This window comes from Rickettsia endosymbiont of Villa modesta, assembly GCF_964026485.1.
Classification (GTDB): Bacteria; Pseudomonadota; Alphaproteobacteria; order Rickettsiales; family Rickettsiaceae; genus Rickettsia; species Rickettsia asembonensis.
Genome location: NZ_OZ032157.1, coordinates 782,952 through 807,742, shown reverse-complemented (window position 1 = coordinate 807,742; position 24,791 = coordinate 782,952). Strand labels below are relative to the sequence as shown.

Genomic DNA, 24,791 nt, shown 5'->3' with positions numbered 1-24,791 from the left:
AGTAGCTAAAATTGTAAAAGATTATTCTTCCCAGTTTCTAACTCGATTTCTTGACATAAAAATAGGAGAATAGCCTGAGTCTAAAAATTCATGATTATTTATTGTACTAGTTATTCCTGCTTCTAAATTAGATAAATCACCTATAGCTTGTTTTAAAGTAACTTTAGTTTTTAAAGTCTCAGGAAACTGAAATTTTTTATTTAATGATTGATGGTAACCAACAATAAAAACACGTTCACGATCTTGCGGTACTCCATAATCACTTGCTTTCAATAACTTCCAGTTTACTTCATAACCTTCTTCTTGAAACATGTCTATTATACTCATAAATGATTTTATATTTCTAGAATGAATTAACCCATGAACATTTTCTGCCACAAAAAATTTTGGCTTTGTATGTCGAATAACTCTAATTTGCTCATGAAATAACATGCCTCTAGGATCTTGCAAGCCTCGTTTTGCTCCCGCTTCTGACCATGACTGGCAAGGGGGGGAGGACCGCCTATGACACCTGTTATTCCGATAGGAATATCTTCATTAGGGACATTTAAAATAGAACGATTATCAAGTTTGGTTTTAGGAAAATAATTTTGATAAGATTTAGCAATAGTTTTATCATATTCATTTGTCCAAACAGTTTTAAATCCTGCTTTTTTAAATCCAATATCCATACCGCCAGCACCTGCAAATAATGAAATTAATGTAAGGTTAGGTGTATTGCTCATTTAAATCAATCCCGTTTCTTTCTTAAAAAAGCAGGTATGTCATGAATATCGGACTCTTTATTATCTTGATCTAGAGTATTAACAACAATGTTTTTGCGTTCTAAAGTTTGATTATTTGAAGCACGCAGAGAACCCCATATTTTTCCTAAAAATGATGGTTTTGGTGAGTCATCTTCAGATTTGTTAAAAGTATTTGCATGTAGCCCTAGCTCTTTTTCATTTCCGATAAAATTTTGATTTATTGGAGAGTCGGTAATTTCAATATTTTCGGTACTATAGCTGTTAAAATCAGGAATTTCTTCTATTTGTGTAGGTTGTACTATAGGTTCATTATAAGTTTCTTCAGGAACTATATTGGTAGTTTCAGCTATTGCGGGTTTATATGTCGGTACTTTATCGGCATCAATACCGGTAGCAACAACCGATACTCTGATAATTCCTTTTAGTTCCGGATTAAATGTTGAACCGAAAATAATATTAGCATCAAGGTTATCTACTTCTTCTCTAATTCTATTAGCAGCGTTATCAACTTCAAATAAGGTCATGTCGGAACCGCCTGTAATATTGATTAATACACCTCTTGCACCGCACATTGAGCTATGATCTAGCAGCGGATTTGAAATTGCAGATTCTGCCGCTTTAATAGCTCTATCTTCACCGCTAGCTTCACCCGTACCCATCATTGCTTTACCCATTTCGCTCATTACTGCTTTAATGTCGGCAAAATCAAGATTAATAAGTCCCGGCATAATCATTAAATCCGTTACTCCTCTAACGCCTGTATGTAATACGTCATCTGCCATTTTGAAAGCATCGGCAAACGTCGTTTGTTCATTAGCAATACGGAATAGATTTTGGTTCGGTATTACAATTAAAGTATCAACGAATTGCTGTAATTCAATAAGTCCTTTATCGGCAGTTTTCATACGATGACCGCCTTCAAAATGGAAAGGTTTAGTTACTACCCCAACCGTAAGGATGCCTAGTTCTTTAGCAATGCGTGCAATAACCGGTGCAGAACCGGTACCTGTACCGCCGCCCATACCTGCCGTAATAAATACCATATTGCTATTTTCTAGATAACTACGAATTTCGCTTTCTGATTCTTGAGCAGCAAGTGCTCCAACCTCAGGAGAAGCTCCTGCCCCAAGACCTCTAGTCGTAGAAACACCGAGTTGTATTTTGTTAGTGCATAAAGAATATTCAAGCGATTGTGCATCGGTATTAGCTACTACAAAATTAGCACCTTGCAGATTAGCACTAATCATATTATTTACTGCATTACTACCTGCACCTCCTACGCCAAAAACCGTAATGGTCGGCTTTAATACTATATTTTCAGGAGCTTTTATATTTAAAACCATGATACTCTTTTATTTTATATAATTAATGTTTAAGTATAATTAAAGATTAAGGCTGTGTGAAGAAAAATTTAATTAATATATTTTTGTTCTTTTTGGCTGCAAATTATAAGATTTTTTTGAAATAGGAACAGCTATTTGCTGCAAAAATCTTATTAATTTTTGCTCAAAAATATCTAAAAATATAAATAATTAAATTTTTCTTCACACAGCCTTAAAATTTCCACAGTATTTTATGAAAAGTTTAAGATAAGTTTTCTTTTAATAGCGGAACACCGTTATTATGACATGCTTTTATTAATGCTTTATCGTTAGTGGCTATAGGAAGCCCTTCATGCATGGCAGTTAACAAATAAGTTGCATCGTATGAAGTAAGATTATTGGTTCTTGCAGTATTCATAATTTCGTACATAGGAAAATCAAAATTTGATATATTGATGGGTAAGGAGTTTAAAAAATCTATAGTTTTAATAATTTTTGCTGAAGTTATTCTAGCACGTTTTGCTGCTATTAATATTGTATTAGTTACTTCAAATTTCCAAAGAAATGGTACTACTGCTCTAAATTTATAACAATAATCTAATGTAAAGTCTGAATATTCATCACGTTCATCATTAAAGAACCATGAAGCAGTTATGGAGCAATCGGCTATAAATGGTTTAGAACTCATCTTCTACCTTCATCTCGAAGCTCTTTAATAGTATAAGGAGCCAATGTATTACCTTTGCTGAATTCTCTTATTTGCTCTACTATATTATCCATGTTAGGTTTTTGAGTTATAGGTATAATTTTTGCAACCGGCGCATTATGCTTACAAATAGTAATTTGTTCGCCGTCTTGTACACGCTGTATTAGATCGGAAAAATGAGCTTTTGCTTCTAACAGGTTAATTTGGTTAGGTAAATGTTGTTTCACATAGGTAATATAATAAATAGACTAAGGCTTTTCGGTAACATACCCTTCATATGTTTTATTTTCAAAAGCAATAACAAATTTACATTTAGATAACCATTCACGAGTTTTTTCTTTTGGTATAATTGTAGATTCAGTATTTAAATATTTACCGCCGCTTACTACTTTTTTATACAGCGACAATTTATGAAAAAATCGATTTCTTGCTATGCAACCGTCGTTTTCAGGATTTTCTATACCGTTAGAGACTAAGAAACAAGCAAAATACGGTTTGTTTGGATTGCATCATTTTCTAGCTTTGGTCTAACGGATTCACCGGTAAAAAATATCTTTATACTATCTTTATTACTAATATTTCTTTGACCAAAAACACTATCAATAATAAGGTCATAATTGTTATGATCTATAACAATTGTTCGTCCGTTTTCTTCAATGATTTCTTTTATCATCGGTAGCTCGTCTATTGTAAAGCCCGGCCACATATTAATAAAGCTCACTCTTATAACAAGTTTGTTTTCTTTTTCAGGAGCTTTAATCTTATATAGGCTTACACATAGTAACAATATGGTTATACAAACTATGGAAAGTTTTTTTAACATTTAAATTACCTATTATGAGAAAAATTTATTTATAATTTTTCTTCTATTTGTGGTGGATTTTCTGCTTCTACTTCGATAATCTCAGATTTAGAGGAAACGATTTGATAACGCTCTAATGCGGCTGGCATGGCTTTATTTCCTGAATCAATGCCGAGTTTGTGAATGTTCTTAACTCTCGACATAAAATTACGATTGAACGAGGCAGCAAATTTATCGTAATTAGTAACCATATTATGCAGGTTATTACCGATCTTTTGAGAATAATCTGCCATAGTACTGATGGAGCTTAATAGCTTTCTAACTTCTTCAATGATTACCTTATAATTTTCCGAGCGGCGATGGTCGGTAATTTGAAATTTTGCAAATGATAGCATATTCATAAGCCCGGCAGGTCCTACGGGAAAGATATTACAGCTCCAAGCTTTTTGTAAAAATTCAGGGTCGGCCGCAATCACTTTCTCAACTGCTTGTTCAGTCGGCAAAAACATTAAAGTAATAACATTGTTAAAGTTTTGCTCCTTTTTATTTAGATTAGTTAAAATATTTTCGGCATAGTCTTTATTAGCTAGAGATTTTAAATGGTAATTCATAGTTTTACTAAGGTTCACGCTATTATCCTGCTCGTCTACAAGAAACTTTGAAGCTTTGGAATCAATAACCATTAAATTACCGGAAGGAAGAAAAATAAGAGCATCAGGTCTTAGCTTTCCGCTATCTGTTGTAGTTAGACCGTATTGCATAATAAAATCTAAATTAGGACGTAAGCCTGACGATTTCAGTATATTCTCAAGGGTAATTTCAGCAAGTAGTCCCGCACCGATCGGAGAAAGCAGCGACTGTTTTATCAAATCAACCGTACCTTTTGATTGCTCTATATCTTTATTTAATGCTCCCACCATTGTAATTAATCGCTCAAACTCACTATTAAATTTTCCTGAAGCAGTAGCGATATTTTTCTCGGCTAGCTCTCTTGCTGCATTGTTTTCCATTTTATGTATCTCTATTAATTGCTTGGACAAATCTTTACCTAAATCAAATAACGCAGCTTTAGCCGAGGAAAATGACTCCTCTCTTATTTTTTCCGAATCCTTAATAGTCTGTTCTTGATATTCTACTTTGCACTTTAATTGCTCAATTTTCTGTAAACACCCTATTTTCTCTTGATTCAATAATTGATTATTATTGATAATTTCTAAATTCTGCTCCGATAAGAAGTGTAGCTGCGTTTTGAAGGTTTTAGTTTTTACATAAAACCAAAGGATTAAAGCTAATAAGATAAGTAGTGTAGCTACGATAACCGGTAATAAATAAGGCATATGTTTTGTAATTTATGTGACCATTTCGACATTTAATTATAAGCCATATCCTCGCACATACCAATAAATGTAGCTGAATTGACTATATTCACTTTATCTTCTAGAGGTCCGAGTGGCTGAGCCGGTTTTAACAATTCCGGCATTAATATAAATTTGGTTTTTTTCTCGATATTCGATAAAAAAGGTAAATGTAAGCTATGAGGACTGTATATTATTGCATATTTATCCCATTCTAGATATTGTCTATTCAAATGCTCTTTATATTCAGATGGGCCATATACTTCTATACTACCAAATTTATATTTTTTTAAAGGATATAGTTCATAATCATAAAAAAAATCATTTGGATATTTATTACGCATGCTTTGATTAAAATGAACAAATTTATCATTTTCTTTATGAAATACGAAAATATCTAAGCATCTTTCCCCGCAAATTACATAAATTTTATTATGTTTAACGCGATATCCTAATTGTTCAAATTGCGGTAATATTTGTTGCAAATGTATTTCGTCTTCATGCATAATACCGATATCTAAATCATCGTCAAAAGGAATTATGCCTTGATGTCTAACAGCTCCAAGCAGAGTGCCGCCTTCTATCCAATAATTAATATTATTCTTCTCAAGTAGCTCATGAGTATTTTTCATTAGCTGATAAAGGCTAAGTGCTTTTTTCCCACTAATTCTATATGTCTTTACCTGTTCATCGTTTAAGAATACATATCGCCAATTATGTTCTAGTAGATAAGCATAGCACAATACACCGACGAAAATAGTAAGAATTAAGCGTAAAATATTTTTAAAGGATAATATCGACTTTAATTTTATCACCTTGAACCTTAAATTACATTTTCCTTGCTGATATAACATTTTAAAACAACCGGCTATTACCTCTTTATCTCAATTTGTTTAAAAGCTTATTCTATCCTCTAAAGGACTAAAAGGCTGAGCCGGTTTTAACAATTCCTGCGTTAGTATAAATTTAGTTTTTTTCTCGATATTAGATAAAAAAGGTAAATGTAAGCTATGGGAATGCTCTATCACTGCATACTTATCCCATTCTGGATATTGTCTATTTAGATTTCCTATAGGATCAGCGGGACCATAAACCTCTATACTACCGAATCTATATTTTTTTAAAGGATATAATTCATTATCATAAAATGAACTCTTCGGATACTTATCTCGAGCTGCTAAATTAGTATATATAAATTTGTTTTGTTCTTTATGAAAAATAAAAATATCTAAACAAGCTTTTTTGCATATATTATAAGCTCTCTCGTAGGAAACAGTATAACCGAGTTGCTCAAATTGCGGTAATATTTGCTGCAAGTGTATTTCTTCTTCGTGCATTATCCCTATATCTAAATCATCGTCAAAAGGAATTATACCTTGATGTCTAACAGCTCCAAGCAGAGTGCCGCCTTCTATCCAATAATTAATATTATTCTTACCAAGTAGCTCATGAGTGTCTTTCATTAGCTGATAAAGGGCAATAGCTTTTTCCTCGCTAATTCTATATTTTTTTACTTGTTCATCACTTAAGGTTACATATCGCCAGTCATGTTCTAATATATAAGCATAAAAAAATATACCGGCAAATATAATTAATATTAAGCCTATAATATTTTTAAAGGATAACATTGACTTTAATTTCATCATCTTTCATCTCAAATTGTATTTCTTCTGCCGATGTGACATTTTTTAAATCTTCTGTTAATTCTGCAGATAATTCTATGCCGCTAACTTCAAGCAATTTTATCGGAGCTTTTATAGATAGATTTTTCTCAGCTTTGAATTTTCTGACGATATCTAAGATTTCAAGCAGCCCTTCTGCTCCTTTTGCATCCATATTATAGTTTAAGTTACCGTAATTAACCCAGTTGCCTTTAACGTGAATAGAATTTTCACTATATAATATCTGATATAACTCTTCAGTAATATGCAGTATAAACGGTGCAAATAATTTTAACAGCGTTTGCATAGTATGATATAAAGTTAATATGCTACTATATTGCCCGCTAGGGTTGTTGTTTTCCTCATCATAAGCTCGGTTTTTGCTTATTTCTAAATAATTATCACAAAATACTGCCCAAAAGAATTTTTCCGTCAGATGCATAGCATTTGCATATTCGTAGTTTTGCAACTCACTTGTAGCTAGCTTAACTAGCTCTACTAGCTTATTAATCATCCACTGATCAAACTCGTTAGTGATTTTTTCTTTAATATCTAAAAGATTTGCTTGTTTATCTTCATCTTTTAATTTCTCAAAATGTATAGAAACAAATTTAGCGGCATTCCACAGCTTATTAACAAGCCGTTTGCCGTTTTTCATAACGTCTTCAGAGTAGGCGGTGTCAGCTCCAAGCTTTGAATTTGCCGACCAATAACGTATTACATCGGAACCATATTGTTCTAGCAGCTTTTCAGGAACTAAAACATTGCCTTTAGATTTAGACATTTTGCTTCGATCTTCAGCTAAACACCAACCGCTTACCATGATGTTTTTCCACGGCAAAGTATTTTGGTGTAAATGAGCTTTTAAGATAGTATACAATGCCCAAGTTCTGATAATTTCATGTGCTTGAGGTCTTAAATCCATTGGGAATAATTTATCGTGTCTATCTTTATTAACGGCGAAATCATCAGAAATCCCATGAGTAGAAAGTTGAGGCGAAACGGAACTTGTTGCCCAAGTATCCATAACATCAAAATCAGGTTCTACTTCCTCTTTACTATAACCAATAGGTAAATCTTTTAATGGATCGACAGGTAGCTGCGAAGTATCGGCGTATAAAATCTTGCCTTCTTCACCTACTCTTTTAGAGTACCAAACAGGGAAAGGCACACCGAAATAACGTTGTCTACTAATACACCAATCCCAGCTAATGGCATTAATCCAATTCTCTAAACGAATCTTCATATTTTTAGGATGCCAGTTTAATTCACTTGCTCTTTTAAGTAGGGCTTCTTTATGTGATATAGTTTTAACGAACCATTGCGGTACGGTTAGTATCTCAAGAGGAGCCCCTGACCTCTCAGCACATTTAACGGTATGAGTTATCTCTTCTTGTTTAGTAAGTAAATTCTGCTCTTTTAAAATATCTATTATTTTTGTCCTAGCTTCTTTAATTTTTAATCCGTCTATAGCAATATCATGAGGGAAGTCTATCGTACCTTTTTTAGTGACAATAGTTTTTAAAGGTAAATTATGCGTCTTCCACCAAGTAATATCCGTTTGATCACCAAATGTACAGCACATAACTAAACCTGTACCTTTATCTGGTTGTACTAAAGGATCGGCAAGCAGCGGAACTTTCCCATTAAAAAGCGGGGTTATAGCTGATTTACCTGCTAGATGCTTATAACGCTTGTCATCAGGGTGATAAAATACGGCGACGCAAGCCGGTAATAATTCAGGTCTTGTAGTTGCTATAGTAAGTGGCTCTCCTTGCTCGGTTTTAAAAATAATATAATTCATGAATGAGGTTTTTTCCTTATCCTCAATATCAGCTTGGGCAAGAGCTGTACCATCTACCGAATCCCATAAAATTGGTTGATCATTGCGATAAATTTCACCTTTTTTAACTAAATCAAGAAAAGACATTTGCGATATTTTACGAGATAACGTACTAATAGTTTGGTACTCTAAACTCCAATCTACCGATAAAGCTATTTGATTAAATAGGCTTCTAAACTTCTCTTCTTCACTTGCTACTACCTCTTCGCAAATTTTTATAAACTCAGATCGAGACATATTATAAGCTTTTATCTGCTTCTGTTTTTCAACAAGTCTCTCGGTTGGTAGACCATTATCGTCAAAACCCATAGGATAAAAGATATTTTTACCCATCATACGCTGAAAACGCACGATAAAATCCGTTTGCGTATAGCTGTAAACATGCCCGATATGTAACTGCCCTGAAACTGTCGGAGGCGGTGTATCAACTACATAGGTTTCTTCTTTTGAAATATTTGGATCATAAGCATAAATTTGCTGCTCTTGCCAAATTTGCTGCCATTTTTTTTCATTTTCTGTAAAATTATAATTTTGCGGAAATTCTTTCATAGATTTTATAGTTGATTCAAGAATCTGATTATAAAGGTTATATATGATTATGACAATAGAACTATTGCTAATAATTTTTAGTAAATAAAAAACCTATAATTGAAAATATAGAAATTCATGTATATAATGCCAATTATTATTAAACTAAAAATTTTATGGATAAAAATATCATTAATTTAGAGTATTTAGAATTTGTAGAGCAATTAAAAATTCGAGTATCTGAAAGTCGTTATCAAGCTGCAAGGTCAATAAATAGTGAGTTAATAAAGCTATATCATCATATAGGCAATGAAATTCTTAAACGACAGGAAAAATACGGTTGGGGTGCTAAAGTAATAGATAATTTAAGCCGTGATCTACATTCTGCATTTCCTGAAATGCAAGGATTTAGCAGCGGAAACCTTAAATATATGAGGCGTTTTGCTGAGGAATATCAAGATATTAAATTTGTGCAAGAGGTGCTTGCACAATTGACGTGGTATCATAATATTACCTTACTAGATAAGGTATCTAAGAAGCAGGATAGGTTATTTTACGTAAAGCAAGCTATTGAATATGGTTGGTCACGTAATATGATGGTTACACAAATCGAACTTGAGTTACATAAAAGACAAGGACAAGCAATAACAAACTTTCAAAGTAAACTAGCCTCTCCTCAATCTGATCTAGCACATTATACGCTCAAAGACCCATATATTTTTGATTTTTTAAGTATAGGGAATGAAGCACAGGAAAGAGAAGTAGAAAAAGAATTAACTAAACATGTAGAAAAATTTTTAATTGAGCTTGGGGCTGGTTTTGCTTTTGTTGGCAGACAATATCATTTAGAAATAGGAGAACAAGATTTCTATATTGATGTATTATTCTATCATTTAAAACTTCGTTGTTTTGTAGTAATTGAGCTTAAAGATAAGGATTTTAAACCAGAATATGCTGGTAAAATGAATTTTTATTTATCGGTTGTAGATGATATTTTAAAGCATCCAAACGATAACCCTTCTACTACACCAGTTTAGGATAAGATTTTGCAAATCTTATCCTAATACTGAAAAAATAAGTAAAAATGATAGTTTAAGGCGGCTTTGCACTATCATTTTAAATCCTTGTCCAGCTAAGTATATTTAGTTTTAAATATACTTAGCTGTAATTTATTTTTATAATCAAGACGAAGAACCGCTTCGAGTCTTGATTATTCGGTATTTTTACCGAATTTAGGATAAATTCTTATCCTAAATTCGCCTTTCTATTGGGTTAATTTTATGCAAATCAAAAAATAATATACTTGCAGAATATGCATGGCGTGATATGAGTAAACCTATCGGACTTGCAGAGTATAAAATAACTGAAAATCTACCTGAAGAGATAAAAAGTGAACTCCCAACTATTGAGGAATTAGAGCTAGAACTTGCTAAAGAATTAATAAGAAAATAGAAATGCCAAACAAACTTTTGCTTACCTTAAAATTAATGCGAGCAGATAAGCCGGTACCTTATGTATTAGTTTTTTTCCCTGCTTTATTTGGATTGCTGCTTGCAAACCCTTCTAACACGGAATTAGCTTATTTATTACCGTTATTTATTTTAGGTAGTATAACGACAAGGAGTAGTGGGTGTATTATTAACGATATATTTGATCGGAAATTTGATAAACATGTTACAAGGACTAAAGACCGACCTTTAGCAAGCGGTGCTTTATCTGTTTCTTATGCTATTTTTATACTCTTTATTCTTAGTATTATCTCACTTTATATCTTGCTACTTTTAAACAAAACAGCCATATATACAGGTTTTTTTGCGGTAATAATGATTAGCCTATATCCGCTAACGAAACGTATTACCTACTTCCCGCAAATATTTATGGGATTTACCTTTAAGCTAGGGGCATTAATAGCGTATGCGGCAGTTCAGGATAAACTTGATTTAGCAGCAATTATTATGTATTTAGCATGCTGTTTTTGGGCAACCGGCTATGATACGATTTACGGATATATGGATATAAAAGATGATAAGAAAATAGGAGTGAAATCTTTAAGCATATATTTAGAGAACAAGCATCCTAAATTTTGGCTTTATATATGTTATATAGGTTTTATATTATTATTTACTCTAGCAACAAAGATAGCTAACCGTAATATCGACTATTTACCTATTTTAGCTGCTTTAATTTTACTGATATTGCAAGTAGCGACTCTTGATACCCGAAGTCCTGATGATTGTAGGACAAGGTTCAGAGCTAATAATTACGTTGGACTGCTTTTAAGTTTAGTATTTTATTAAAAAATAGTTTACTTTTTAACTTTTTATTAGTATGATTACTCTAAATAATAAAAAGGATATGAACTATGTTAAGAAACAATACTTATAAAAAATCTTTTGCAGCATTAATAAAAGACCCAACTGCAGAATTTTATTATTCAGCATATTTTTTGTGTTTTATAGAAAAATTTACTGACCCTTTGGTTTCAAGAGGGGAGAAATATCGCTTGTATACTGATTCTAAAAAATTTTGGAGTAGCAGTGAGAATAGTCAGAAAGTTTATAATCGTGAAGATGTGAATAGCATGATATTTGATAAAGTAGCAGAAAAATATGGCACTAAAGATAAATCTGCATTTAAAGAAGTATATAGCTAAAATAGGGATGAGTAGTTATGGATGGTTTATGGGGTTTAAGTTGCATATAGTAATTAACAATAAGGGAGCGATTATGGCGATCAAAATTACCAAAGCAAATAATAGTGATTTATCGGTAGCAGACGATATAACTGATGGATTACAAGGTAAACTCTTTGGTGATAAGGGATATATTTCTAAGGAATTATTTACTAAATTATTAGGTCGTGGATTACGCTTATTTACAGGAATTAGAAAAGATATGAAGAATCATTTATTGGAAATGGAAGATAAAATACAGCTTAGAAAAAGGTCGTTGGTTGAGTCAGTATTTAATGTCCTAAAAAATAATATGAATCTTGAACACTCAAGGCATCGATCACCTACTAATTTTTTAGTTCATATTCTAGCTTGTGTTAATGCTTTTAATATTACTAAAACTAATATTTTAAACTCTTTTTTCGATAATCTTAAACTCTTCTTATCCTAAACTGGCGTTTATTAAAAGAAGTAGCTGAAACTTTTTAGGTGTATAATCATTATTTTGTACCGTCATAGTTGCTATTTTATTATCTTTACTTATCTCTATATTGACAGGTACGATAGTAGCACTAGCAAAAACATTAAAAGTAAATAATATAAATAGAATAGGTAGAAATCTTAAAAAATATTTTTTTATAATATCAATATGCTACGGTTACTGTAATTGTATCATTATAAGTATCAGAAGGAACATTTGCCCCTTGAGGTATTTTTCCGTATATTGTGAGCGTTTGAGGTAATCCCGTACCTGTTCCCGGTACCCAGTCGCTTGATTGATTGCCCCAATTTTGAGTTCTTGCTGCATTAGAATAAAGATTATAAGGTAAATAGCTAGTAGTATTAACGAGGCCTGTCATTTTGCGAGTACTTGTTGTAGCGGCAGGTGCGGTACCGGCATTTAATGAAACGGTATAACCAGTACCTAAAGTACAAGTTATAGTAAGTGTGTTTGTTTGCAAAGAATCAGCAGTTGGAACATACGTACCAAAAGCTAAAGGAGTAGCCGTGACTACACAAGACGGTAAAACCGTTGCACTAACAAGGAAAAAAGCATTAGCAGACGAGGCGAAGCTATTTCCTGCACTTATAGTTAAGATAATAAAACCGATAATATTTCGTAGAATTTTAAAAGTTATTTTTCATAATTTTAATAAAAAAAATTAATATTCATTATTAATCATTAATCTTTGACAAATTTTAACGATTTTACAAAGCTAGTTTAAGAAATAGTCATATTTAAATATAAGTTTATGATATTTTTCCCACAAAAAAATTAATATCACTAACCCAAATTAGCTTGTTATAAATAGAAATATAATTGACTATTTTATTTGACTATTATAGTATAATGATAGTTTTATTTTTTCAGAGTATAAAAATGGCTACTAAAATAGCAATAAGTCAATTTAAATCTCATTGTCTTGAGATAATAGAAAAATTACAAACAGATAAAGAATCTATTATAATTACCAAAAGAGATAGAGAAGTAGCACAAATATTACCTATAAATACTGAAAAGATCTCAATATTCGGTATGTTAAAAAACAAAGCCAAAATAAAAGCGGATATATTAGAACAAATAGAAGAAAAATGGAATGCAGAACATTAATAATTTAATAATGGTTTAGTATTAGATACCCATGTTTTATTGTGGTCATTATTACAACCTGAAGAGCTATCAGAACAAACGAAACACAAAATCAATCTGGCTCAAGAAAATTCGCAATTATTTCTTAGTTCTATCTCGTTATGGGAAATAGCTATGCTTAACTTTAAAAAGCGTATTAATGTTTACGAACCTATAAAGGATTTTCTGAATTCTATAACAAATATCAATGGATTATCTATTAAAGATATTTCTCCGGAAATTGCTGCTGAAAGCATTTCTCTTATAGACGACTTTCACGGTGATCCTGCTGATAGAATTATTGTAGCAACAGCAAAATGTCTTGGAGTCACCCTACTTACTAGAGATCAAAAAATTCTTAATTGGGCTAAGTTAGGACATATTAAATCAATATCTATTTGATTATTTCCTCAATATCCAATAAAATCCTTTTTAAAATTTAAATATAAAAAGTAATGTATAATACTGATGTTGTAATAATAGGTGCCGGTCCGGTTGGATTATTTGCAGTTTTTCAAGCTGGAATGCTTGGCATGAAATGTCATGTTATTGATGCACAAGAAGTTATTGGCGGTCAGTGTATTACCTTATATCCCGAAAAACCTATTTACGATATACCGGCTTATCCTAAAATTGCAGCAGAAGAGCTAATAAAACAGTTAGAGCTTCAAGCAGCTCCTTTTAACCCTATATATCATTTAAATCAGCAAGCTATAGAGCTAAATAAACAAGATGATTTTTTTGAAATTAAAACCTCAAAAAACACTCTTATTAAAAGCAAAGTTATTATTATTGCAGCAGGAGCAGGTTCATTCGGTCCAAATAAACCGCCCCTTGCAAATATTGAAGACTTTGAAAGCAAATCGGTTTTTTATTTCATTAATGATAAAAGTAAATTTGCTGGTAAAAATATAGTTATAGCAGGCGGTGGTGATTCGGCTGTTGACTGGGCTATTTCTCTTTCGGAGATTGCAAATAAAATATATTTAGTACATAGGCGGGATAAATTTACGGCAGCTCCTGAAAGCGTAAGGCAATTAAGGCATATTGCAGAAACCGGTAAAATCGAGTTAGTAACCGGTTATCAATTAAATGCTTTAGATGGTAATAATAATGAACTTCAATCGGTTATAGTTAAAGATCTACAAAATAATACTCGCAAATTAGATGCCAATATATTACTACCGTTTTTTGGTTTAAAACAAGATTTAGGTAGCTTAGCAAATTGGGGTTTAAATGTTAAGCTTCACCATATTGAGGTAGATAATTCCTATTATCAAACTAATATAGAAAGTATTTACGCCATTGGCGATATTGCTCATTATGTCGGTAAACTTAAGTTGATTCTTACCGGTTTTGCCGAAGCAGCAAGTAGCCTTCATCATGCTTATAGTAGAGTATTTGACGGCAAGGCTCTACATTTTGAGTATTCTACCACTAAGTATGGGGAGAAGAAGTAGGGTAAAAATCATAGTACTCTTGTCATTCCCGCGAAAGCGGGAATCTAGTAATTAAAAAGCACACATACGCTAAATTTTTAAAATTAAAAGCTCGATTTATATCGCTTTTTTCTGGATTCCTGCTTCCGCAGGAATGACATCAAGAACTTTTTAAAAACTGTCCTTACTATAATTATGGATAAAAATATAGTGAACAATATAATTGACGGTAAAGCGTTAGCAAATGAGATACTAGCAGACTTAAAGCTAGAAATTCAAGAACTTAAAAGTCAAACCAACGCTTCACCAAAGCTTGCTATAGTACTAGTAGGCGATAATCCAGCAAGCATTATTTATGTAAAAAATAAAATAAAAAATGCACATAAAATAGGAATTGATACTTTATTAGTAAATCTATCTACTACTATTCATACTGATGATTTAATATTGAAAATCAATGAGTTAAACCTTGACAACGAGATTTCGGGAATTATAGTTCAGCTTCCTTTGCCAAGCTCCATAGATAAAAATAAAATTTTATCAGCAGTATCACCTTCTAAAGATATCGATGGTTTTCATCCTTTAAATGTCGGTTACTTACATAGCGGGATTAGTCAAGGCTTTGTACCCTGCACTGCCCTTGGGTGCCTTGCAGTTATAAAAAAATATGAACCGAATTTGAGCGGTAAAAATGCTGTAATTGTTGGACGCTCAAATATAGTAGGAAAACCTTTAAGTGCTCTACTATTAAAAGAAGATTGCAGCGTTACTATTTGTCATTCTAAAACACACAATTTAAGCTCTATCACTTCAAAAGCCGATATTGTAGTTGCCGCAATAGGTTCGCCTTTAAAATTAACTGCAGAATATTTTAATCCTGAATCTATAGTAATTGATGTAGGAATTAATAGAATTAGCGGCAATAAGATTATCGGTGATGTTGATTTTGAAAATGTTAAATCTAAAGTAAAATATATTACTCCTGTCCCGGGCGGTATCGGACCGATGACTATTGCTTTTTTACTTAAAAATACGGTTAAGGCATTTAAGGATTCTTATAGTACAGTATGTCATTCCTGCCTTTAGCGACTTTGTTGCGTGGTTCTTATGTCATTCCCGCGAAAGCGGGAATCCAAAAAAAGTATAAATACAGCAGATTTTTGAAATTAAAAGCTCGTTTTATCTCACTTTATGCTGGATTCCCGCCTACGCGGGAATGACATTGAATCTTATAAACATTTGCAAGTTCTACATAATTTCTTACGTTATCTTGCATATATTCTAAATCTTGATCAGTTAAATATCTAACAAATTTTGCAGGGGATCCCATCCATAATTCTTTAGATTTAATTATCTTCTTTGGGGGGATTAGGCTTCCTGCTGCAATAAAAGCATATTCTTCTATTACTGCATAATCCATTATTGTAGTACTCATACCGATAAAAGCATCATTATGTATTGTACAGGCATGAATAAGAGAGAGATGACCGATAGTTATATTATCGCCTATTTCTACCGGTCCGTTAAATCTTGAAGTATGAATTACACTACCGTCTTGTACGTTAGTATTATTTCCTATTTTTATTGATTCAACGTCGCCTCTAAGAACCGTATTAAACCAAACACTTGAATTACTACCTATTTCAACATCTCCTATTAAAGAGCTGCTTTCGGCAATATATGCAGTTTTATCGATTCTTGGCATAACTCCTTTATAAGGGATAATAATCATTAATTATAATCTACCCAAGAAATATTACCGTCTTTACGATAATAAACTATATTGATACGATCATTATTGATATTTTTAAATACTACCGCAGGTAAATCTTCTAAATCCATTTTCATTACCGCTTCTTTTACTGATAATTTTAATATTTCTACAGGCTTTTCAGCAATAATTGCCGGATTATCATTATCTTCGGAGTTAGAGGTGTCACTATCAGATTGCGGATTAATAATATATTTGGTACCTTCGTAAGCAATTTCTGATATTTTTACTTTACCAGTATGATGATTTTTGAATTTTGATTTATATTTTCTAAGCTGTTTTTCTAGTTTTGACATAGCTTTATCAAAAGCTACATATATATCGCTACAACTATCATTACTTTTGACTATACTATGTTTACCTGATCCATATTTTACTATAATATCACATTTAAAGTTAATTCCCTCTTTTGAAAAATGTATATCTATATTTATTATATCGGTAAAATATTTTTTAACGACTTGCGTAGCCCTCTCTTTGGAATATTCTTGTAAGCTATTACCGATCGAAATATGTTGAGCTGAAACTGAAATAATCATAAATAACCTTTATAATCTGAAATAATTAATACATAGGCGTTACTAAGTAACACCTATACAATTAATTTATATTTAGAGTAATTTCAAGTTTTATTACAAATTAATTTAATTTAAACTTTAGCCGTAGAGTTTAGGATGCTTATCCTTATTTTGTTGCGATTTAATTAGTTTTTTAGCAGTCTTTCTTACATAATTAGGCTCCAATGCCCATTTCTAAGCAGGTAGCATTAAAATTTTCATTATTTTCAAAAAGCCATTTTTTAGCGTTATATTCTGCTTTTGTTGCCTCCTTCTTGGTAGAGTTTAATACGCTCAAAAGGAGTAGTTAATTTAATGACATATGGTTTAGTCATATAAAACCTCTAATAATTATTAATAAAATAAGATTTTGTTAATGTAAATGTAACCAATAGGTTTTTCTTTTTTAACAAAGTCCTTAAAAAGTATAATAATTTTCAAGGCTTCAACTAATAGTGACTAATTTGGATTAATAATGATAATCAGTAATGTTTAGAGGTTTAGGTGCTGTATATTTTTTGATAAAATAAGATATTTTACTCTTGCAGAAATAGAAGAATTGTTATATATGTTGTTATCTCTTATGTATAAGGGGGTGTAGCTCAGTTGGTTAGAGCGTCTGCCTGTCACGCAGAAGGTCGCGGGTTCGAGTCCCGTCACTCTCGCCAAGTCCTTTCAGGGTTTCCGCGTTTCCTTTCGTTTTCTAAAAAATCCATATGCTCCTTTTATTCGCCTTTTGTTCTAATTTTTGTATTAAATCTCTTTTAAATCCCGAATTTTAAATATCCTCAAAAAAACTAACTTTGTATACTTCTTAAATCAACCTCAACTCATTTATTCATACTTTTAGTTAAATATCTATTGCATTCTTAAAACTCCTTACTATGATTCTATCTATAGCTCATTTTTAATAAAATATTAAAATTTATAGAATTTAATAAGGTTATAATTATGTTGAGATGGTTTCAAACTCCATATGAAAGATTAATACATACAATAACAACAAAAGATATGGCAGAAGCACGAAACTTCATTGCTTAAATAGATACAACCGAATTAAGCGAAGTCGATAAAGACGGAAATATACTTCTTTAACTTGAAAAGTTGGAAAATGAATATTTAGATGAGCGAATAATCAATGTTCTTATGGATAATTAATATCTAATACTACCAATTCTTCAGGTAAAAGAAGTATACCACTAAATACTTTATTGCTATTTGTACGTTTTGTATGACATATCGATAATTTAGTTGAATCTATGCAATAAATTCCTGTTTCCTCTCCTCTAAATAGTTGCAACATTATAACCAAGCGGTAGAATTAATCTTGACCATAATTGTATTATTCGACTATAACTTGGTAATTTAAAATAACCTCTATATTTATATGATAAGTGATATAAATAATAATTCTTAAAATCTTTGCACGGCGATATATAAAAATATAATACGATAGTTAAAAGCTCTGAAAGGCTTAAATTCCCTTCTTTCCGGCGTTTTCTATCTGTTGGTATTAATTTTTGCTTCTCCCATTCTTCATATATTTCACAAAAATTGTCTAGTATCTAAAATAAAGTTGTGATACATTTTTTCATTGTTGGGTTCTTGTTTTTTTGTTGAAAAACTTCAGTAACCCAACACTCTTAACTTGTAAATACTTTATTCTTATTCCATGCTTCTCTTCTTCCTTATCCTAAATTCGCGTTATAAGGATATTACTTTGTCATCAAATCCTTCAAATTTTCGTACTCCTTTTGGAATGAGTTGAGGTTCAAATTCTCCATCCCGATCCCTTGGCACTTCTACTGTCAATTTACGACCTTCAGATCTATTAAAGTCTTTTCATAATTGCCATTACGTCTATTCTCTGACTCCTTGGCATTCTTAGAATGCTTCTCATAACCTATATGAGATTCCATTTCTTTCTCTAAAATCTTATTTACTATCTGCTTTTTAAATTCCTGAAATATCCCTTCTTTGCCAAATATCTCAGATGGATCACTTTGTGATAGTATTTCTGATACTACTGTTTCTATAGTCGGATTTGATACTTTGCTCTTATTCTTCATATTAGCCTCATGTAAGTTGTTTTAATTAATTTTATTCTTAACTATTTTTACAACTTACACAAACTTTCTGATACCCTCGAGAATTGATTTTTGGCAATACCAATATATCTGACACGTTTATTATCTTGTGAGAATACTCTTTCAAAAGGTGCTCTAATTTTTGTATAATATCTATCAAGGTCAAAACTTTTATCTTTCATGTTATTTTTCTTTACAGCACAAAGATGCACTTCTTGCCTAGTTGCTGTATCTTTGGTAGACTTTGTACAATATGCTTTATCTACATATGCAGCACCGGAGCGTGGCATAACGTGTTTAAAACCTTTGCTATCAGTAACATTTGCAGAGGCAACTGCAACCTTATTAATAATCCCTGATTGGATATCAACGCTAACATGTTTTTTATAACCATACCAAAACTTATTACCTCCTTTACAACCAATTTTAGCTTGTTTATCATTCGCAACTTTGGGCAAAGTCTCATTATTTAGCTTGTCATATTTTTGCTTCCTCAACTCATCACGTTCTGTCCAAAGACTAGCTTTTGAGATCAAATGAGAGGCATCTACAAAGGTAAATACCTCGCTCATATAACCTTGCTTTCGTAGTTGTTCTCTAAAGTTTGCAAATATTTTTGATAGTAAGTTAGTACCTATTTTCTTACGTATTTTACTAAACACACTATAATCTGGAGTCGTCTCTGTAAGAGCAAAATCACAAAACCATTTGCCGGCATTACTATCAGCCAAATAACGTTCTAATTCTCGATCAGATAAGTCTTCCATAAATTGTAGAAGTAAACATTTAAATAACCTCAATGCTCCATAGCCTTTATAATTAGCTTCAGTTTCTATCGCTAATAACTCTCTTGCAACTGCTTTGAAATTAAATTAACTTTTAAATTTACGATATTGATGTTCCGGGCTAACTAATTCATCTAAACTGACCATTGTTATTTGATGCTCTGACATTTTTTACTTTCTTATTTTTTTATCACATTATAACCTTTTACTCTTCATAGCTCAACACTCCCATAGAACGTCAATATGGAGTAATCTATACATTAGCTGGGGTAATCAAGCTGTTACACAGACTTGGTTTTAGTTATAAGAAACCTAAGTTAATTCCTGGAAAAATAGATTTAGCTAAGCAAGAGGAATTTAAGCTGCAATATAGTTTGCTAAAAAATAATTTAGCTAAAGATGAGTCTATTTATTTTATGGATAGTGTTCATCCTCAATACCAAACTCGAGCAAAATTTGGTTGGATTAGAAAGAATGTAGTTAAAACATTACCAAGTTTCAGTGGTTGGAAGCGTAAACATATTATTGGTGCTATTAATCTTAAGGATTTAGAGGTAGTAACAACTGACAATCCTAAGGTTAATGGTGATTATATTATTGAATTTTTAAAGAAATTAGAAGCAAATAATCAAGATAAAAGTAAGATTTATTTGATATGCGATAATGCTGGATATCATAGGTCAAAAAAGGTAAAAGAATATCTACAATACAGTAAAATAGAGTTACTATTTTTGCCAGCATATAGTCCTAATTTGAATCCAATTGAACGACTGTGGAAATTTATGCATTCTGTTGTAAGTAACAATAAATTTTATGCGAATTTTGAGACATTTACTGATTCTATACGAATATTTTTTGAAAATATTGAAAAATATAAAAATAAAATTTCTTCATTGGTAAATGACAATTTTCAAACCATTGTGCCTAATCATTTTAACAACTCTTCATGTTGAAGAAGTATATACACTTTCTTTCTAAAGTAGTATTGCATACTCTTTAATTTATTTTGTATTATTTTGAAGTTTAAAAAAGAAATTTCGTAAACCGACTTTTTGAAATATTTCTTTTTGTTCTGAAGGGAAATGTTGTTTGATAAAATTAGTGCAAACATTTAATAGTTGTTGTTCTACGGGTCGTATTTCTAAATAAGCTGCTATGAGTAAGAAGCTTTCTATAGTTTCTTTTACTGTTTCTAAAGCCTTTTCCGTAGATTTAGCATTTATAGTTTGTAAATTATGTAGGCGATCAAACACTTTAATAAGTGCGATATCATATCTTTGTTTCTGTATTAGTAAATTTAACATTTCACCGGAGCTAATTTTACCGTACGTCTTAATTCTTGTTAAACATTCTACGCTATCGGCAATATTCTTATCAAAAATTTTGCTAATATCAGCATATGTAAGTATTGTATCCTCTATAGTATCATGAAGAAGGGCAACATTTATCATATATGATTTGTAAAGTTTAGGAGCCTCAAGAGCCGTAAAATCTGCAAGCATGATTGCAACTTCTATAGGGTGAGAATAATAAGGCTCCCCTGATTGACGCATTTGAGAAGCATGATATTTACGGGTATAATAAAGACCTTTTTCAATTTCTGTTATATCTATAGGCGAGTCTACTATAGTATTCAAATATTTAATTCGATCAATTAATTTTTTAATATAATCACAAACCTCAAATTTTTTCTGCCAAGTATCAATATCTTCCATAAACCTACTAATTATTTAAATTTCTTTTTTCTAGATTGCCGCGTCGCCTATGGCTCCTCGCAATGACGACGAAAAACAGTCCACGCAACAATGCTTAAATTCCGTTACTATCTACTCAAAGCTTTTAGACCTTCCTTTAGACCGTCTTTTATAAAGGAAATTTTAGCTTGTTTGCCGTCTGAGGTAATTAGTTCTAAATAATTATCATTAGATAAAATCGCGTCTAGATCGTCTTTTGTAATATAGCTAAAGCTTGACAGCCGTTTACCGTACAATTTATGTATACTTCTTTTACCTGAAGAATTGGTAGTATTAGATATTAATTATCCATAAGAACATTGATTATTCGCTCATCTAAATATTCATTTTCCAACTTTTCAAGTTAAAGAAGTATATCTTCCGGCTGATATTCATTTGTCACCGCTATTAATAACTGTACCTGCCGGAATTTGAACATTTGGCGGGACTATTTCTATTATTTTTAATTCCTGTTCTTCTTGCTCCCCATTGAAATAACCTATATGATAAATGGCTAATATTTCCTTTTCTTTATCTTTCTCTAAATTATTAATTTGTTGTGATAAGAAGCAAAGTTGTTTTTTCTCATTATTAAGAGTACAATTTAAAGTCCAAGCTCCGTACTTTTTTGGTGCCGTTGATGCGTTGACGTTTTCTATGCTATACAAAACAAAAGTGCCGGTTATTATAAATAACCCGCTAAAAACAAAAGCAATTTTTTTATACAATTTTTCATATAATTTTTAACCTTTTTAAAATATTTTCTTTTCCTAAAATTTCTGCAATTTCAAATACGCTAGGTGAAGCCGTCATACCAGTTATTAAAGCTCTTACGGGTTTCATAATGTCATTTAACTTTAAGCCATTATGAGTTGCTATTTCTTTAAATTTATTCTGCACGGATTCCTTATCAAACTGCTCAAGTTTGCTTAAGCTTTCTATAACTTGTTTGATTAAATCTGTATCACAATTTTCTATTATTTCTTTTGCATCTTGGTTGTAGATGATAGGCGAATCTACGAGATAAATCCCGGCAAGCCGTGCTAGATCAAGTAATGTTTCGCTTCTAACTAACAAGCTCGGCATTGCTTGTTTTATATAACTTACCTCTTTCTCACTAATCTTATAATTTTGTTTCAATATCTCTACAGTCTTTGAAGTTAAGCTATCATTGTCAAGCATTCTTAAGTAATGGGCATTAAGGCTATTCATCTTAGCAAAATCAAGCTTAGAAGGTGATTTACCGAGTGAATCAAGATTAAACCATTCTATAGCCTGAGTCATTGAGATAATTTCATCATCACTGTGACTCCATCCAAGACGCAATAAATAATTACATAAACTTTCCGGTAAATATCCCATATCCTTATAAGCTTCAACACCTAAAGCTCCATGCCGTTTGGATAATTTTGCTCCGTCTGCTCCATGAATTAACGGTATATGAGTCATGCTCGGTACTTCATAGCCGAAAGCATGATAAATAGCGATTTGCCTTGCTGCATTGGTTAAATGATCGTCACCTCTAATAATATGAGTTATACCCATATCATGATCGTCTACTACAACGGCTAGCATGTAAGTAGCAGTGCCGTCACTACGCAATAATACCATATCATCGATATGAGAGTTTTCAAGTACTACCTCGCCTTGTAAAGTGTCATGAATGGTTATACTACCTTCACGAGGTACTTTTAGGCGTATTACCGGTTTAATATCGGTAGGGTAGGTGGACGAATCTTTATCACGCCACTCGCTATTAAAGATAAAATGTTGTTTATTTTCTAAAGCTTTTTGTCGCTGTCTTTCTATTTCTTCTTGGCTAGTAAAACAATAATATGCTTTATCTTCTTGCAGTAATCTTAGTGCCGCCTCTTTGTAAAGATCATTACGTTTAGACTGGAATATAACTTCACCGTCCCAATCAAGCCCTAGCCATTTTAGACCTGAGAATATGGCTTCTACCGCTTCTTTAGTTGACCTTTCTTTATCAGTGTCTTCAATGCGAAGCAAGAACTTACCGTTATGATGCCTTGCAAACAAATAGTTAAAAAGGGCAGTTCTTGCTGAACCTATATGTAAAAACCCCGTCGGTGACGGAGCAAATCTAGTGATTACGTTAGTCATTTATTATCTTTTTTAAATGTATATACTTCTTCAACATGAAGAGTTGTTAAAATGATTAGGAACAATGGTTTGAAAATTGTCATTTACCAATGAAGAAATTTTATTTTTATATTTTTCAATATTTTCAAAAAATATTCGTATAGAATCAGTAAATGTCTCAAAATTCGCATAAAATTTATTGTTACTTACAACAGAATGCATAAATTTCCACAGTCGTTCAATTGGATTCAAATTAGGACTATATGCTGGCAAAAATAGTAACTCTATTTTACTGTATTGTAGATATTCTTTTACCTTTTTTGACCTATGATATCCAGCATTATCGCATATCAAATAAATCTTACTTTTATCTTGATTATTTGCTTCTAATTTCTTTAAAAATTCAATAATATAATCACCATTAACCTTAGGATTGTCAGTTGTTACTACCTCTAAATCCTTAAGATTAATAGCACCAATAATATGTTTACGCTTCCAACCACTGAAACTTGGTAATGTTTTAACTACATTCTTTCTAATCCAACCAAATCTTGCTCGAGTTTGGTATTGAGGATGAACACTATCCATAAAATAAATAGACTCATCTTTAGCTAAATTATTTTTTAGCAAACTATATTGCAGCTTAAATTCCTCTTGCTTAGCTAAATCTATTTTTCCAGGAATTAACGTAGGTTTCTTATAACTAAAACCAAGTCTGTGTAATAGCTTGATTACCCCAGCTAATGTATAGATTACTCCATATTGACGTTCTATGAACAAACCTATATCTCTAGCATACATATAATTATTATTTTCTAGATGAACTATTAACTCTGCTTCCTCCTGTCTAGTAAGTTTACTATCACTACCGCCATTTCCAGGCTTAAGCTTCTGAGCATTATGATAATCTATTAAATGTTTTCTTATCCCTTCATCACTCAGTAATAACACTTTCGATATCTCATCAATACTATAGCTATCATCATACATGAAAACAGCTTTGATTCTATCACAAATCCTCTTATCCCTTTCGCTTCTATGGTAAAGCTTTA

At 31.7% G+C, this 24,791-nt stretch carries 25 protein-coding genes, 1 tRNA gene and 8 pseudogenes; 11 read left to right on the top strand and 23 right to left on the bottom strand.

From position 1 onward, the window contains the following. Positions 1-21: 21 nt before the first annotated feature. From dcm to AC5584_RS04575, 11 genes and pseudogenes are all read right to left on the bottom strand, one after another. The gene (gene dcm, locus AC5584_RS04625) at positions 22-450 is read right to left on the bottom strand and encodes a DNA (cytosine-5-)-methyltransferase (protein ID WP_499216020.1); all 429 of its coding nucleotides are present in this window, start codon (positions 448-450) and stop codon (positions 22-24) included. Further along, the gene (locus AC5584_RS04620) at positions 354-725 is read right to left on the bottom strand and encodes a DNA cytosine methyltransferase (RefSeq protein WP_499216019.1); all 372 of its coding nucleotides are present in this window, start codon (positions 723-725) and stop codon (positions 354-356) included. The genes dcm and AC5584_RS04620 overlap by 97 nt, the downstream gene beginning before the upstream one ends. Before the next feature lie 5 nt (positions 726-730). Beyond that, entirely contained in the window at positions 731-2,089 is a 1,359-nt protein-coding gene (ftsZ, locus tag AC5584_RS04615; RefSeq protein ID WP_499216018.1) for a cell division protein FtsZ, read from the bottom strand. Between the two features lie 241 nt (positions 2,090-2,330). After that, positions 2,331-2,756, bottom strand: a complete 426-nt coding sequence (locus tag AC5584_RS04610; protein WP_499216017.1) for a type II toxin-antitoxin system VapC family toxin — start codon at positions 2,754-2,756, stop codon at positions 2,331-2,333. Continuing rightward, the gene (locus AC5584_RS04605; RefSeq protein WP_499216016.1) at positions 2,753-3,001 is read right to left on the bottom strand and encodes a type II toxin-antitoxin system Phd/YefM family antitoxin; all 249 of its coding nucleotides are present in this window, start codon (positions 2,999-3,001) and stop codon (positions 2,753-2,755) included. The genes AC5584_RS04610 and AC5584_RS04605 overlap by 4 nt, the downstream gene beginning before the upstream one ends. Before the next feature lie 21 nt (positions 3,002-3,022). Further along, positions 3,023-3,235, bottom strand: a complete 213-nt coding sequence (locus AC5584_RS04600; protein ID WP_499216972.1) for a glycosyltransferase family 10 domain-containing protein — start codon at positions 3,233-3,235, stop codon at positions 3,023-3,025. 50 nt (positions 3,236-3,285) lie between these two features. Then, positions 3,286-3,480 (bottom strand): annotated as a pseudogene (locus AC5584_RS04595) (alpha-1,3-fucosyltransferase); the annotation flags it as partial. A 146-nt stretch (positions 3,481-3,626) separates the two neighbouring features. Then, positions 3,627-4,913 carry a DNA recombination protein RmuC gene (locus AC5584_RS04590; RefSeq protein WP_499216015.1) on the bottom strand — a complete coding sequence of 429 codons (1,287 nt, stop codon included), beginning with the start codon at positions 4,911-4,913 and terminating at the stop codon, positions 3,627-3,629. A 32-nt stretch (positions 4,914-4,945) separates the two neighbouring features. Beyond that, a complete protein-coding gene (locus AC5584_RS04585) occupies positions 4,946-5,746 on the bottom strand; it encodes a LicD family protein (protein WP_499216014.1) in 801 nt (266 codons plus the stop codon). Between the two features lie 78 nt (positions 5,747-5,824). Further along, complete coding sequence (locus tag AC5584_RS04580) at positions 5,825-6,577, bottom strand: LicD family protein (protein WP_499216013.1); 753 nt, start codon at positions 6,575-6,577, stop codon at positions 5,825-5,827. Continuing rightward, positions 6,546-8,984, bottom strand: coding sequence for a valine--tRNA ligase (locus tag AC5584_RS04575; protein ID WP_499216012.1), 2,439 nt, complete (start codon positions 8,982-8,984; stop codon positions 6,546-6,548). Before AC5584_RS04575 ends, AC5584_RS04580 begins: the two co-directional genes overlap by 32 nt. 155 nt (positions 8,985-9,139) lie before the next feature. Here AC5584_RS04575 and AC5584_RS04570 point away from each other — a divergent pair. The 5 genes and pseudogenes from AC5584_RS04570 to AC5584_RS04550 form a co-directional block, all read left to right on the top strand. Next, positions 9,140-9,985: pseudogene (locus AC5584_RS04570) on the top strand (PDDEXK nuclease domain-containing protein); the annotation flags it as partial. A 232-nt stretch (positions 9,986-10,217) separates the two neighbouring features. Further along, positions 10,218-10,415 carry a PDDEXK nuclease domain-containing protein gene (locus AC5584_RS04565; RefSeq protein WP_499216971.1) on the top strand — a complete coding sequence of 66 codons (198 nt, stop codon included), beginning with the start codon at positions 10,218-10,220 and terminating at the stop codon, positions 10,413-10,415. Positions 10,416-10,417: 2 nt separating this feature from the next. After that, positions 10,418-11,260 (top strand): 4-hydroxybenzoate octaprenyltransferase, encoded by an 843-nt coding sequence (gene ubiA / locus AC5584_RS04560; protein ID WP_499216011.1) that lies wholly within the window; start codon positions 10,418-10,420, stop codon positions 11,258-11,260. Positions 11,261-11,325: 65 nt separating this feature from the next. Further along, positions 11,326-11,616 (top strand): hypothetical protein, encoded by a 291-nt coding sequence (locus AC5584_RS04555; protein ID WP_499216010.1) that lies wholly within the window; start codon positions 11,326-11,328, stop codon positions 11,614-11,616. Then, positions 11,612-12,085 (top strand): annotated as a pseudogene (locus AC5584_RS04550) (IS982 family transposase); the annotation flags it as partial. The gene AC5584_RS04555 and the pseudogene AC5584_RS04550, both read left to right, overlap by 5 nt. 193 nt (positions 12,086-12,278) lie before the next feature. On the opposite strand, the gene AC5584_RS04545 reads toward AC5584_RS04550, so the two are convergent. Next, on the bottom strand, positions 12,279-12,725 hold the full coding sequence (locus tag AC5584_RS04545; protein WP_499216970.1) for a Csu type fimbrial protein: 447 nt from the start codon (positions 12,723-12,725) through the stop codon (positions 12,279-12,281). Positions 12,726-13,015: 290 nt separating this feature from the next. On the opposite strand from AC5584_RS04545, the gene AC5584_RS04540 reads away from it, so the two are divergent. The 4 genes from AC5584_RS04540 to folD all read left to right on the top strand — a co-directional run bounded on the left by AC5584_RS04540 (position 13,016) and on the right by folD (position 15,789). Continuing rightward, positions 13,016-13,246 carry a type II toxin-antitoxin system Phd/YefM family antitoxin gene (locus AC5584_RS04540; RefSeq protein WP_499216009.1) on the top strand — a complete coding sequence of 77 codons (231 nt, stop codon included), beginning with the start codon at positions 13,016-13,018 and terminating at the stop codon, positions 13,244-13,246. Positions 13,247-13,285: 39 nt separating this feature from the next. Beyond that, complete coding sequence (locus AC5584_RS04535; protein WP_499162000.1) at positions 13,286-13,666, top strand: type II toxin-antitoxin system VapC family toxin; 381 nt, start codon at positions 13,286-13,288, stop codon at positions 13,664-13,666. A 53-nt stretch (positions 13,667-13,719) separates the two neighbouring features. Continuing rightward, complete coding sequence (locus AC5584_RS04530; protein ID WP_499216008.1) at positions 13,720-14,724, top strand: NAD(P)/FAD-dependent oxidoreductase; 1,005 nt, start codon at positions 13,720-13,722, stop codon at positions 14,722-14,724. A 189-nt stretch (positions 14,725-14,913) separates the two neighbouring features. Continuing rightward, positions 14,914-15,789, top strand: coding sequence for a bifunctional methylenetetrahydrofolate dehydrogenase/methenyltetrahydrofolate cyclohydrolase FolD (gene folD / locus AC5584_RS04525; protein WP_499163000.1), 876 nt, complete (start codon positions 14,914-14,916; stop codon positions 15,787-15,789). Positions 15,790-15,892: 103 nt separating this feature from the next. On the opposite strand, the gene AC5584_RS04520 is transcribed toward folD, so the two are convergent. The 3 genes and pseudogenes from AC5584_RS04520 to AC5584_RS04510 all read right to left on the bottom strand — a co-directional run bounded on the left by AC5584_RS04520 (position 15,893) and on the right by AC5584_RS04510 (position 17,366). Further along, entirely contained in the window at positions 15,893-16,435 is a 543-nt protein-coding gene (locus AC5584_RS04520) for a gamma carbonic anhydrase family protein (RefSeq protein WP_499216007.1), read from the bottom strand. Beyond that, the gene (hpf, locus tag AC5584_RS04515; protein ID WP_499216006.1) at positions 16,435-17,013 is read right to left on the bottom strand and encodes a ribosome hibernation-promoting factor, HPF/YfiA family; all 579 of its coding nucleotides are present in this window, start codon (positions 17,011-17,013) and stop codon (positions 16,435-16,437) included. Before hpf ends, AC5584_RS04520 begins: the two co-directional genes overlap by 1 nt. A 117-nt stretch (positions 17,014-17,130) precedes the next feature. After that, a pseudogene (locus AC5584_RS04510) lies at positions 17,131-17,366 on the bottom strand (hypothetical protein). A gap of 256 nt (positions 17,367-17,622) precedes the next feature. Here AC5584_RS04510 and AC5584_RS04505 point away from each other — a divergent pair. Next, positions 17,623-17,699: transfer RNA gene (locus AC5584_RS04505), tRNA-Asp, on the top strand. Positions 17,700-18,229: 530 nt separating this feature from the next. Here AC5584_RS04505 and AC5584_RS04500 read toward each other — a convergent pair. The 3 genes and pseudogenes from AC5584_RS04500 to AC5584_RS04490 form a co-directional block, all read right to left on the bottom strand. Then, a pseudogene (locus AC5584_RS04500) lies at positions 18,230-18,596 on the bottom strand (transposase); the annotation flags it as partial. 139 nt (positions 18,597-18,735) lie between these two features. Then, a pseudogene (locus tag AC5584_RS04495) lies at positions 18,736-19,100 on the bottom strand (transposase). Positions 19,101-19,147: 47 nt separating this feature from the next. Beyond that, on the bottom strand, positions 19,148-19,954 hold the full coding sequence (locus tag AC5584_RS04490) for a transposase (protein WP_499216969.1): 807 nt from the start codon (positions 19,952-19,954) through the stop codon (positions 19,148-19,150). A gap of 179 nt (positions 19,955-20,133) precedes the next feature. Here AC5584_RS04490 and AC5584_RS04485 point away from each other — a divergent pair, with 179 nt between their 5' ends. Beyond that, positions 20,134-20,856 carry an IS630 family transposase gene (locus AC5584_RS04485; RefSeq protein ID WP_499216968.1) on the top strand — a complete coding sequence of 241 codons (723 nt, stop codon included), beginning with the start codon at positions 20,134-20,136 and terminating at the stop codon, positions 20,854-20,856. Positions 20,857-20,904: 48 nt separating this feature from the next. Here the strand turns inward: AC5584_RS04485 and AC5584_RS04480 are convergent, their stop codons facing one another. The 5 genes and pseudogenes from AC5584_RS04480 to AC5584_RS04460 form a co-directional block, all read right to left on the bottom strand. Then, positions 20,905-21,618 (bottom strand): HD domain-containing protein, encoded by a 714-nt coding sequence (locus AC5584_RS04480; RefSeq protein WP_499216005.1) that lies wholly within the window; start codon positions 21,616-21,618, stop codon positions 20,905-20,907. Between the two features lie 107 nt (positions 21,619-21,725). After that, positions 21,726-21,901, bottom strand: a pseudogene (locus tag AC5584_RS04475) (invasion associated locus B family protein); the annotation flags it as partial. A 130-nt stretch (positions 21,902-22,031) separates the two neighbouring features. Then, a pseudogene (locus AC5584_RS04470) lies at positions 22,032-22,372 on the bottom strand (invasion associated locus B family protein); the annotation flags it as partial. Then, positions 22,369-23,760: a glutamate--tRNA ligase gene (gene gltX / locus AC5584_RS04465; RefSeq protein WP_499216004.1), complete on the bottom strand. Its 1,392-nt coding sequence runs from the start codon at positions 23,758-23,760 to the stop codon at positions 22,369-22,371. The gene gltX and the pseudogene AC5584_RS04470, both read right to left, overlap by 4 nt. A gap of 30 nt (positions 23,761-23,790) precedes the next feature. Next, entirely contained in the window at positions 23,791-24,744 is a 954-nt protein-coding gene (locus tag AC5584_RS04460; protein WP_499216967.1) for an IS630 family transposase, read from the bottom strand. Positions 24,745-24,791 lie beyond the last annotated feature (47 nt).